The organism is Clostridium sp. D43t1_170807_H7, assembly GCF_015555905.1.
In the GTDB taxonomy this organism is placed as follows: Bacteria; Bacillota; Clostridia; order Clostridiales; family Clostridiaceae; genus Clostridium.
On sequence record NZ_JADNLK010000025.1, the window covers coordinates 1 to 12,556 of the forward strand.

The 12,556-nt window shown below is 26.1% G+C and carries 11 protein-coding genes; 9 read left to right on the forward strand and 2 right to left on the reverse strand.

Features of this window, described 5'->3' with window-relative positions:
- Positions 1-526: 526 nt before the first annotated feature.
- The 4 genes from I2E98_RS13185 to I2E98_RS13200 are packed head-to-tail and all read left to right on the forward strand — an operon-like array spanning position 527 to position 3,800.
- Positions 527-874, forward strand: coding sequence for a PepSY domain-containing protein (locus I2E98_RS13185; protein ID WP_195469361.1), 348 nt, complete (start codon positions 527-529; stop codon positions 872-874).
- 36 nt (positions 875-910) lie between these two features.
- Positions 911-1,579 (forward strand): response regulator transcription factor, encoded by a 669-nt coding sequence (locus I2E98_RS13190; RefSeq protein ID WP_195469362.1) that lies wholly within the window; start codon positions 911-913, stop codon positions 1,577-1,579.
- Positions 1,580-1,581: 2 nt separating this feature from the next.
- Positions 1,582-2,952 carry a HAMP domain-containing sensor histidine kinase gene (locus tag I2E98_RS13195; protein WP_195469363.1) on the forward strand — a complete coding sequence of 457 codons (1,371 nt, stop codon included), beginning with the start codon at positions 1,582-1,584 and terminating at the stop codon, positions 2,950-2,952.
- Between the two features lie 59 nt (positions 2,953-3,011).
- A complete protein-coding gene (locus tag I2E98_RS13200) occupies positions 3,012-3,800 on the forward strand; it encodes a PepSY domain-containing protein (RefSeq protein WP_195469364.1) in 789 nt (262 codons plus the stop codon).
- 60 nt (positions 3,801-3,860) lie between these two features.
- Here I2E98_RS13200 and hpt read toward each other — a convergent pair whose 3' ends face one another.
- Positions 3,861-4,388, reverse strand: a complete 528-nt coding sequence (gene hpt, locus I2E98_RS13205; RefSeq protein WP_195469365.1) for a hypoxanthine phosphoribosyltransferase — start codon at positions 4,386-4,388, stop codon at positions 3,861-3,863.
- A gap of 325 nt (positions 4,389-4,713) precedes the next feature.
- Between hpt and hflX the strand changes: the two genes are divergently transcribed.
- A complete protein-coding gene (hflX, locus tag I2E98_RS13210; RefSeq protein WP_195469366.1) occupies positions 4,714-6,510 on the forward strand; it encodes a GTPase HflX in 1,797 nt (598 codons plus the stop codon).
- 206 nt (positions 6,511-6,716) lie between these two features.
- On the opposite strand, the gene I2E98_RS13215 is transcribed toward hflX, so the two are convergent.
- Complete coding sequence (locus tag I2E98_RS13215) at positions 6,717-7,568, reverse strand: type II CAAX endopeptidase family protein (protein ID WP_195469367.1); 852 nt, start codon at positions 7,566-7,568, stop codon at positions 6,717-6,719.
- Between the two features lie 142 nt (positions 7,569-7,710).
- Between I2E98_RS13215 and I2E98_RS13220 the strand changes: the two genes are divergently transcribed.
- The 4 genes from I2E98_RS13220 to I2E98_RS13235 all read left to right on the forward strand — a co-directional run bounded on the left by I2E98_RS13220 (position 7,711) and on the right by I2E98_RS13235 (position 12,482).
- Positions 7,711-9,165: an alpha-amylase gene (locus I2E98_RS13220; protein WP_195469368.1), complete on the forward strand. Its 1,455-nt coding sequence runs from the start codon at positions 7,711-7,713 to the stop codon at positions 9,163-9,165.
- A gap of 42 nt (positions 9,166-9,207) precedes the next feature.
- A complete protein-coding gene (locus tag I2E98_RS13225; RefSeq protein ID WP_195469369.1) occupies positions 9,208-10,296 on the forward strand; it encodes a hypothetical protein in 1,089 nt (362 codons plus the stop codon).
- 138 nt (positions 10,297-10,434) lie between these two features.
- Positions 10,435-11,847, forward strand: coding sequence for a PLP-dependent aminotransferase family protein (locus tag I2E98_RS13230; protein ID WP_195469370.1), 1,413 nt, complete (start codon positions 10,435-10,437; stop codon positions 11,845-11,847).
- Positions 11,835-12,482 (forward strand): YigZ family protein, encoded by a 648-nt coding sequence (locus tag I2E98_RS13235; RefSeq protein WP_195469371.1) that lies wholly within the window; start codon positions 11,835-11,837, stop codon positions 12,480-12,482. The genes I2E98_RS13230 and I2E98_RS13235 overlap by 13 nt, the downstream gene beginning before the upstream one ends.
- Positions 12,483-12,556: the final 74 nt, after the last annotated feature.

Below are 12,556 nucleotides of genomic sequence, written 5' to 3' on the forward strand. Positions count from 1 at the left end.
GTCTAATTTCATGTTAAAGACTTACTTTATGTGCTATTTTTAGCCCTCAACATCGCAATCAAACCAACTCATATTGCCATTCAAAGGGATGTCTATTTGACATCCCTTTATGTTATACTTATTTCCACATTATTTTAAAACAAAGCCCAAATTATTTAAAAAAGTATTGCATTTATTAAGTATAATTCAAAAAGAAGGTCTATAGTAAATAGGTTAAATTCAATATAACTTATTTATTACAGATATTTTAATTTAATTATTACAAAAATATTGTAATAATTTTTGAATAATTAAAAGTGATATAAATATACTTCATATTTTCTCTAGATTATTGCATTTAGAAAACCAATTTCTATAAAAGTGTGTTTAGATTTTCTATCCATCTTTAAATATGTATTAAATTAATAGTGTATTAAAACAAATATAAAGATTAAAAAAAATTAATTTTTCTTTCATTTTACTTTCATGAAAAGTAGAAGAGTGTATTATATAATTTCACTAGAGATTAAAACTAGGAGGAAATTAGATGAAGAGTTTTGAAAAAAGAATAAAGGAAATAATAAATAGGGATAAGAAAAATTTAAAAAAAGGAATTTCTATATTTATAGTTTTAGTAGTTTTATTAAGTGCATTAGCTATTAAAATAGTGTATAGTATAGCTAATTCTAATGTTAATTATTCAGTTGAAGAAGCACAAGAAATAGCACTTAAAGCAATTGATGGAGAGGTTTTGAGAGTAAATAAAAATTTAGAGTTAGATAATTTTAGTTTTGAGTATGAATTTAAAATAAAAGATTCAAATAATATTATTAAAGAAGTAACAGTAGATGCTACATTTGGTGTTATTACAGATTTGGATAATTATTACGATTAGAATTATACATAAAATAAATTCAAAAGGATGAGTAAGATGAAAAGTATATTGCTAGTTGAGGATGAGACCAGCATTTCAGACTTTATAAAGGGAGAATTAGAATATGAAGGTTATAGGGTTTGTGTTAAAGAAGATGGTAGGGTAGGGCTAGAAGAAGCTTTAAATAATGAATATGATCTTGTAATATTAGATGTTATGCTTCCTTCAATGAATGGATTTGAAATATGTAGAAGGTTAAAAAGAGAAAAAAACACTACAGTAATAATGCTTAGTGCAAAGGATAGTGTAATGGATAAAGTTAATGGACTTCAAATAGGTGCAGATGATTATATACCTAAGCCTTTTGCAATTGAAGAATTAATTGCTCGTATAGAAGTAGTTTTTAGAAGAGAAAAAACTTTAAGTAGTTCAATAGTGAAATTTAAGGATATTACAATCAATAGAAATTCAAGAGTTGTTGAAAAAAATAATAATGAAATAATTTTAACTAATAAAGAGTATGAAATATTAATGTCACTAATAGATAATAAGAATAGAGTAGTTACAAGAGAAGAGCTATTAGAAAAGGTATGGGGATATAGTTATGAACCAGAAACTAATGTTGTGGATGTATATATCAGATATTTAAGAGCAAAGCTAAATAATGAAAATAAAGAGGAATATATACAGACAGTTAGGTCAGTTGGTTATATTATGAGGACATAAATATGAAATCTAAGAAATTACCCATATTTTTAGAAAATTTAAAAACCTCTTTTTTTATAATTAGTTTTATTTTAATAATATATACAATTGGTCAATTAATTACATTCTGGATGTTTACAGATGAATATGAAAGAGATTTATTAAAAGATAGGTATAGTGAGATAAGTAATTTATCTAAAAATATAAATAAAGAAATTTCAGAAGATGGTTTTTATGAATATTTACAGCAGTTAACTAAAGGTGAAGAAGATGAATACATTAGAATTTATTCATCAGATAAAATATATTATCAATCAGATTCAGAAATATGGAAAGATATCAACATTAATTATGAAAATCAACATATTCAAATGGAATTTAAATTTTATGATTTTGAGATATACATAATAATAACAGCTCCAATAGAAATAGAAGATTCTCAACATACAATACAAATAATAAGAGAAAATGATATGTTTCAAGAGTTTATTGAAAGTTCTTTACCAATTTTAATATTAACTTTAGTTGCAGGTTTAGTTTTAAGTGGTATAGGAGCAATGTATGTTTCTAAGAAGTTTATAAAAAGACTTAGGGATCTTATAAAAACTATGAATGAAATAAAAGAAAATGGAATAAATAAAAGAGCTGAAATTTCCGATTTAAATGATGAAGTAGATAAAGTAAATATTGTTTTTAATTCAATGATGGATGAATTAGAAGAAGCTTTTAATGAGCAAAGTAGATTTGTATCAGATGCTTCACATGAGTTAAAAACACCATTAACTGCACTTCATGGCCATTTAAGCATGCTAAAAAGGTGGGGAAAAAATGATAAGGAACGTTTAGAAAAATCATTAGATATATGTTTAAGTGAAGTTGAAAGATTAAAGAAGATAGTAAATGATATGTTATTGTTATCTAAGGCTGAAAAAACAGAAGTAGATTTAACTAAGCTAGATGATATTGATCCTGAAATAGTAGTTTATGAAGTTATAGAACATTATAAACTTTTAAATATAAATGTAACATATAGTGTTTATATTCAAGAAAATATAAAAATAAAAATTGATCCAAATGATTTAAAGCAATTGATAATTATATTTATTGATAATTCTATTAAATACAATAATAAAGATAATAAAGAAATTAAGATAAGCTTAAAAAAAATAGAAAACAAAATTACTTTATCTATAGAAGATAATGGGATTGGGATACCTAAAGATGAAATTAATAATGTTATGAAAAGATTTTATAAGGTTGATAAATCAAGAGTAAATAATAATTCTTTTGGAATTGGTTTATCTATTGCAGAGAGAATAGTAAATAATTATAAAGCTAAAATTGAAATAGAGAGTGAACTAGATAAATATACAAAAATAAGCGTATATTTTTAAAGTTAATAGATACAATACATATATTAACAATATTAATATATTATATAACGGAGGATGAAATGAAAAAGTTAGCATTAGCAACAATTATAATTAGTATTAGTATGAGTTTAGCAGGGTGTAACAATGCAACAAACTTAACTACTGAAAATAAAATCAATGAAAAATTAACAGTTGATCAAGCAAAAGAGATAGCATTACAACATGCTAACCTGACAAGTGATCAAGTTTCATTTATCAGAACAGAAAGTGAGATAGATAATGGAATAGAAAAATATAATATAGAATTTTATTCTGGAAATACCGAATATGATTATGAAATAGATGCATCTAATGGAAATATACTAGAATATGATCAGGATGTGGAGAATTATAACATACAAGCACCACTAAGCTCAGATTCAACTCAAATAACTATAGAACAGGCAAAAGACATAGCTTTAAAGCATGCAAATTTAACAAGTGATCAAGTTTCATTTATCAGAATAGAAAGCGACATAGATAATGGAGTAAAAAAATATAATGTAGAATTTTATTCTGGAAATACCGAATATGATTATGAAATAGATGCATCTAATGGAAATATACTAGAATATGATCAGGATGTGGAAAATTATAATATACAACAACCAATAAATACAGATACAGTTCAAATAACTATAGAAGAAGCAAAAGATATAGCCTTAAAGAATGCAAATTTAACAAATAATCAAGTTACATTTACTGAAGTGAAGTTAGATATTGAGAATGGAATTCAAAAATATGAATTAGAATTTTATAATAATAATAAAGAATATAGTTATGAGATAGATGCTAATACTGGAAAGATATTATCATATGAACAAGATTAAAAAGGTGGAGCTATTTTGCTTCACCTTTTTAATATTCAAAGTTTTTATTAAGTTTATATATTATTTAGTTTCCCAATTAAATACATATGGAACATTTCTATAATAACCTTCATAGTCAAGTCCATAACCTACTACGAATAAATCATCTATTTCAAAACAACAATAATCAGGTTTTAAATCAACTTTTCTTCTAGAAGGTTTATCTAATAATACGCAAGTCTTTACTGATCTTGCTCCTAATTTTTTTACGTGCTCTATAACAAATTCCATTGTATATCCAGTATCGATTATATCATCAACTATTAAAACATCTAATCCTTCTATGTTATCTGGAATGTCATTAACAACATTAACAGTACCAGAACTAACTTCACTATGTCCATAACTAGAAGTAGTCATGAATCCAACTTTAGCTTTTACATCTAAAGCTTTAAATATATCAGCTCCAAAAACAAAGCTACCTCTTAAAAGTGGTAATACATATAATTCCTTACCTTCATAATCTTTAGTTATTTCTTCACCTAATTCTTTAACTCTGACTTTAATTTGTTCTTCAGAAAAAAGAATATTACGTTTTTTATCGTCCATGTAGAAAACCTCCGCTACAGTATTTATATTATTAATTGTTATATGAAAAAAATCTCATAAATAGTCAGCTTATTTATAGTAAGCAAGAAGATAATTGCATTCGATTTAAAATACAATATTAATATAAATTTTAACAATAATTTTAGAGTTTTGCAACTTAAAAATTGAAAACTATTCAGTTTACATTTACTTTAGAATAAGATAAAATATAGTGAAATATTAAGCAATATTAGTATATATAGGAATATGTTTATATAGAAAATGTAAAATTAATTTTATGTATTTAGTATATACTAAATAAGAATGCTTTAGTTGAGGTGATAATATGATATATGGAAACATAGATGGTGTAAAAAAGTCAGCTATAGAAGAATTAGAAAGACTTTATAAAGCTAAATGCCCAAAAGATGAAGTTTGTTCTACTGAAATAATAGAAGTAATTTCTAGAGTTTCATCATTTATAGAGAGAGAAATAAGTGTTGCAATAGATAGAAGAGGAAATATTAGAACTATAGCAATAGGAGATTCTACTTCAGTAGAAATAGAAACTTTAGACATAAGAGAAAAAAGATTGGCTGGTGTTAGAATAATTCATACACATCCAAATGGTATGAGTAATTTATCAGCATTAGACATTAGTGCTTTATTAAAATTAAAATTAGATGCTATTGTAGCTATTGGAATATATGAAGGAAAGATATTAGATTGTTCTTTAGGAATGTTAACAGTTCTTAACGATACTTTAGATTACGAAGAAACTGCTCATATATCTTTAGAAGAGATATCTAAGATACACATATTAAATAAAATTAATTATATAGATTCTTTAATTAAGGAAAAAGATATAATTGAAGATGATGAAGAAAAAGCTATATTAGTAGGATCTGACACAAGGGAAAGTTTAGAAGAACTTAAAGAATTAACAAAAGCTTGTGATATTCCAGTACTTGATAGTGTTTATCAAAGTAGAAGTAAAATAGATGCTGCTTTTTATATTGGTAGAGGTAAAGTTTTAGAAATTGCTCAATTAAGACAAAAATTAAGAGCAAATGTAGTTATATTTGACGATGAATTATCAGGATCACAAGTTAGAAATTTAGAAGCTGCTATAGGTGCTAAGGTTATAGATAGAACTACACTTATTCTTGAGATATTTGCTAGAAGAGCAAAGAGTAGAGAAGCTAAAATTCAAGTTGAATTAGCACAACTTAAATATAGAATGAGTAGACTTCAAGGCTTAGGTACAATAATGTCAAGAACTGGTGGTGGTATTGGTACTAAGGGACCTGGAGAAAAGAAGTTAGAAACTGATAGAAGACATATAAAAGAGCAAATTTATGATTTAAATGATGAATTAAAGAAAATTAAAAAAATTAGAGAAACTCAGAGAGAGAAAAGAAATAAAGAAAGTATTCCAAAGGTCTCATTAGTTGGATATACAAATGCAGGAAAATCTACTTTGAGAAATGCTCTTTGTGATGTAGCTGCTCAAAAGGAAGTTGTAGGTAAAGAAAAAGTATTTGAAGCAGATATGCTATTTGCAACATTAGATATAACAACTAGAGCTATTGTATTAAAAAACAAAGGAGTAATAACTTTAACAGATACAGTTGGATTTGTTAGAAAGTTACCACATGATTTAGTAGAAGCTTTTAAGTCAACCTTAGAGGAAGTAATTTATTCAGATCTTTTATGCCATGTAGTTGATTCTTCAAGTGATACGGCTTTAGAGCAAATTAGAGCTGTAGAAGAAGTTTTATTTGAATTAGGAGCTAAAGATAAGAAAACTTTACTTGTTTTAAATAAAATAGATAGAGCAACAGAAGAACAGCTTGAAGCTATTAAGGAAGCTACAAGTGAATATGAAACAATTGAAATTTCAGCAAGAGAAGGTATAAATTTAGATAAGTTATTAAAACTAATAGAAGAAAATCTTCCTTATAAAATGAAAAAATGTGAGTATTTAATACCATATGATAGAAGTGATATGAATTCATTCCTTCATAGAAATGGTAGAGTTTTAGAGGAAGAGTATAGAGAAGATGGAACTTTCATGATTGTTGAAGTTGATGATGAAAGTTATAATAAAACTAAAGATTACATCATAAATATATTAATGTAATAGTTAATAAGAGGCTACATAAAATCATAATAAAACTTTTAAACAAATTAGTTAAAAGTATAAGATTTTAATATAGCCACTTTTTAACATAGGTCCTAATAAAGTTATGATTTGATATAAATTATTTATACAGTACTATTTCTAAATTCTATTCATAAGTGCTTAAGTAAATAATTTATAGATGAACTTTATTAGGGCCACTTTTTTTAGTTTATACTTAAAGAATCATCATATTTAACAGAAGTTTTGTTTATAAATAATATACATAAAACAGTTAATATAATTCCTAATATTAAGAATATAGAACAAACTAATATAGTATCTATTGAAGATGGTAGTATTTCAGGTAAAGTTACAGCTACTATATTGTTAATCATATGAGTAATGACTGATGGCCATAAAGATTTGGTTTTATAAGTTATATATCCAAATACTAGGCCTAAAAATGTAGCATATACTCCTTGAATCATATTACCATGGAAGATTCCAAATAGAACAGCTTGTACTATAATAGCTGTGGCAATAGAAAAATGTCTGTTTAATGTTCTATAGATAACACCTCTAAAAAGAAATTCTTCTGCAAATGGAGCTATTATACCTGCAGCTAAAATTGCAGAAAATAAGCTGCCTTCAGTGAGTAGAGAAGTGGTTTCAGCAAATTTATCAAAGGCACTTTGGAAAATACCAGAAGATTCAACTAAGCCAAGAGCTCCCGAATCTACTAACCATACAGATAATCCAAGTAAAATAGCTATTAATAGATTAGAATTTCTAGTTTTTAATACTAATAGTTCATTTTTAATATTTCTTTTCTTTAATTTGTAGATAAGTATTAATATAAGTACTGTAAATATAGAGTATGCTAACAAAATGTAGTTAGTATTTTGTAGTATAAATTCTGTTAATGCATCAATGTCTAAATTTGTTCCACTAGAATTTTTTATACCATAGAGTATACCTAAGATAATCCCTCCTATTGTTGAAGTAATAAGTTGTATTACTACTACTAAAAGAAGATAGCCTATAGCAGCTAAAATACTTTTAAATTTTTCTTTCATTTGATTCACCCCTTGTAATAAATGTAATTTAATATTAACATAAAAATTAATAAAAGTAAAAAAATTCAATACAATAAAATAAAAGTAAAACGGTATTTTTATATAAAAATTATTTTTATTATATAGTAGGAGAGGATTTAGTATGGTTAATGGAACTATGATGCAGTATTTTGAATGGTTTTTGTTACCAGGTTGTAAATTGTGGAGAAAAGTAGAAGAAGAGGCACCTATGTTGGGGAAATTAGGTATAACTGCATTATGGCTACCACCAGCATATAAGGGTATTGGCGGTGGATATGATGTTGGTTATGGAGCATATGATTTATATGATTTAGGAGAATTTAATCAAAAAGGAACTATAGAGACTAAGTATGGTAGTAAAGATGAATATTTAATGGCAATAAAAATGTTAAAGAAAAATGGTATTCAAAGTTATGGAGACATAGTTTTAAATCACAAAATGGGTGCAGATGAAGTGGAAGAAGTTATGGCAAGTGAGGAAGAATTTTTTAATAGAAATATTCCTATCAGTGGAACTAAGATAATAAGAGCATGGACTAAGTTTACTTTTCCAGGAAGAAATAATAAATACTCATCTTTTAAATGGGATTGGAATGATTTTGATGGAATAGATTATGATGATAAAACAAAAAGAAGTAGTATTTATAAATTTTTAACTAAAGAGTGGAGTAGTAGAGTAGATAAAGAAAATGGAAATTATGATTATCTTATGGGAGCTGATTTAGATTTTTCAAATAGAGAAGTTGTAGAAGAACTGAAAAAGTGGGGGAAGTGGTATATTGATTTTACAAATATTGATGGATTTAGACTAGATGCTGTTAAGCATATAAGTTATGAATTTTTTGTAGAATGGCTAGAATATCTAAGAAAAGAAAGTGGAAAAGAATTATTTTCAGTAGGAGAGTATTGGCATGCTAATGTAGATGTACTATTAGAATATTTAAAAAATACTAAATATGTTATGTCTTTGTTTGATGTACCATTACACTTTAATTTATATGAGGCTTCTCGTAGTAATGGTGATTTTGATATGAGAAATATTTTTAAAGGTACATTAGTAGAGAGATATTCAACAAAGGCAGTAACTTTTGTTGACAATCATGATACCCAATTAGGAAGTTCACTACAATCATGGGTTGAGCCATGGTTTAAACCAATAGCATACTCCTTAATACTATTAAGAATAGAAGGATATCCTTGTGTTTTTTATGGAGATTATTATTGCATACCAAGTCGTGGATATTTTGGAATAAGAAGATATTTAGATTTGCTACTAAAGGCAAGAAAAAAATTATCATATGGAGAGCAACATGATTACTTTGATGATAAAAATATGATTGGATGGACAAGAGAAGGTATTGAAGAATATGATAATTCAGGATTAGCTGTTTTATTAACTAATAAGTTAGGCGGAGAAAAGAAAATGTATGTAGGAAAACATTTTTCAGGTGAAAGGTTTAGGGATTTGTTTTTAAATTTTGAAGAAACGGTAGTTATTGATGAGAATGGTTTTGGAAAGTTTATGGTGAGAAACGGAAGTGTATCTGTTTGGGTATTAGATAAGGTAGATATATAAATTTTATATATTTTAATATACAAAATAATGGGAGGTAATAATATGAAATTAACTATGAAAAAATTTTTAATGTTTGCAGTTACTTTTTTATTTGCAATGGGCATTTCAATTAATGTATTTGCAGATACAAATGAAAGTGCAAAGAATTTGTTTTATGCAGGTGACAACATTAATGAGACTATAGATGGAAAGTCGGATATCTATGCGGCAGGTAATTCTATAAGCTTAAATGGAATGGTGGAGTCAGATGTTATTGTAGCTGGAAATACTATTAATATTAGTGTTGAAAATGTTGGGGGAAGTGTTAGGGCTGCAGGTTATAGTATAAATATAGATTCACAAATTAATAGAAACATAACAGCTTTTGCAAACACTATAAACATAAAGCCTAATACAAAAGCTAAAGGCGTTTATATTTTTGGAGGAAGTATTAGCTTTTTAGGAGAAGCAGAAGATTTATATATTAGTGCTGATAAAGTAGAACTAAATGGAGTAGTTACAGGTAATGTTAAGATAAGTTGTAGTGAATTAGTTATTGGTGAAAATACAAGAGTAGATGGAAAGTTTGAGTTGGAAGCAGAAAATCAGCCAATAGTTTTGGGAAGTTTTGATACTAGTAAAATAGACTTTGAAAAAATAGAGATTAATAATGAAAATAATATTAATTTTATTGGAGCATCACTTATAGGAAAAGCTATAAGTTTAATAACAGCAATAATATTAGTTGTATTAATAACTTTATTATGTAAAGGATACTTATCAAATAGTTATAATAGATTAGTTAGTAAACCATGGTTACCTTTTGTAGTTGGATTTGCTACTCTTATAATAGTACCAATATTAGCAATAGTATTATGTTTTACTATTGTATGTATACCAGTTTCTATAATTAGTATATTAATATATAGTGTATTAATATATATTGCACCAGTAATATCAGGTATAGTAGTTGGAAGAGTTGTATTTAGAAATATGAATGAATATCTTTCAGGAATATTATTTACTGTAATTATTAAGGTTATAACATTTATTCCTTACGTTGGGGCAATAGTTGCTTTTGCATGTTTATTATTATCATTAGGTTTATTTATAGAAAATATTTTTTATCTAATAGATGAAAAACAATCATAGAAAATTATATAAATAGCACAGAATTATAAACTTAAATAATCCTGTGCTATTAGTTTTATAAAAATTTGACCACATTTACTATATTTTCTATAATTAAATGTATTAATACAATTTATGAATAAGAATGATGGGGGCAATATGGAAAAATATAATGTTGAATTTAATGATTATGAACCTAAATACATTCAAATTGCAGATAATATAAAAAAGCTAATTAATTCGAAAATAATAAAGGATGGAGATAAATTACCACCTATAAGAGCATTAGCTAAGGCATTAAAAGTAAATAATGTTACAATTGTAAGTTGTTACGATAAGCTTGTAAGTGAGGGTTATGCGTATCAAAAAATGGGATCAGGAACTTATGCTAAGAAAAGAGAAATTACTGATTATTTTAAGAAGGAATATTCTAAAGAAATTAAATTAATAAAAAATAATTATGAGGAAAATATAATTGATTTTACAGGAGAAAGCTCCAGAAAGGTAAATTTCCCTATAAATCAATTTAAAAAAGTTATAAATGAAGTTTTAGATAGAGATGGTGCAGATGCATTAATTAAGGAAGAAGCTTTTGGATATACAAATCTTAGAGAAACTATAAATAAAGTCTTTTGGAATAATTCCTTAAATATAGAGAACTTATTAATAGTATCTGGAGCACAGCAAGGGATAGATATTGCATCAAAAGCAATATTAAATATTAATGATAATGTTATTGTTGAGAAACCAACTTATGCAGGTGCATTATCAGTATTTAAATTTAGAAGAGCAAATGTATTTGAAATGCCTGTAGAAGAGGATGGTATAAATATAAAAAAACTTGAAGAGATATTAAGAAAAAATAAAATTAAGTGTTTTTATACAATGAGTTATTTTCAAAATCCAACTGGAATAAGTTATAGTCATGAAAAGAAACTTGCTATTTTAGAGCTAGCGGAAAAATATGATTTTTATATAATAGAAGATGATTATTTGTCAGAGCTAATATTTGATGATAATATAAAACACGAACCATTTAAGGTTTTAGATAAAAATGATAGAGTAATTTATATAAAAAGTTTTTCAAAAATATTTTTACCAGGGATAAGACTTGGATATATAATATCTCCAGAAAGTTTTAGAGAAAGTATTCAAAACTCAAAAATTAATACAGATATTGCAACATCAACATTAATGCAAAGAGCTTTAGAAATGTATATTAAAGAAGGATATTGGATTGAATATATAGATAATTTAAGAAGTGAATATATAAAAAGATATGAATTAATGAAAAAGCTAATTAATGAAAAGTTGAAAGAGTATGTAGGATTTTTTGACCCTAAGGGTGGATTAAGCTTTTATTTAAACATTAAAGATAAAGAAATTAAATCAAAAGAATTATTTTATAGGCTTAAGGAAAAAGGAGTTTATATTACTCCAGGAACATTATTTTATAAGGGATCAAACTTAGGAGAGCAATATTTTAAGGTGAGTTTTTCGCAGGTTAACGAGGAAGAAATAATAGAAGGAATTGATATAATTAAGGAGGAACTAGAAAAATGGCATATATAACGATAAGAGAATATGGGGAAGATAGCTTTATTGAAAAAAAATCTGAATTTATTGGATATGCAAAAAGAGTAGAAAATGAAGAGGAAGCAAAAGCATTTGTAGCAGAAATAAAATCAAAACATAAACAAGCAAGACATAATTGCTGGGGATATATAATTGGTGAAAATATGGGCATTCAAAGATATAGTGATGATGGTGAACCACAGGGTACTGCAGGAATTCCTATTTTAGAAGTAATGAAAAAATCTAATATTACAGATTGTGCAGTTGTTGTAACAAGATATTTCGGTGGTGTTTTGTTAGGAACTGGAGGATTAACAAGGGCGTACACTAAAGGAGCTTCTATAGCATTAAAAGCTGGAGGTGTAGTAGAGAAGGTTCAAGGTGTTAAGGTATCCCTTACATTAGATTATGATATGATAGGAAAAGTACAATATTTTTGTGGTCAAAATAATTGGCATATTGAAGATACAGAGTATACAGATAAAGTTATAATACACATACTTGCAGAAGTTTCTGTAGCAGAAGAAATAGAAAAAGAAGCTATAGAATCAAGTAATGGTAAAATAATAGTTGAAAAAAGCAAACCAGAGGTGTATTTTAAAGAAGAGAATAGATTATATAGTATAATATAATTTTGAATAAGTAAATTATATTTTTATTAATGGACGAATTTGTTAAATAATATTCCTTATGATATAATATAAAG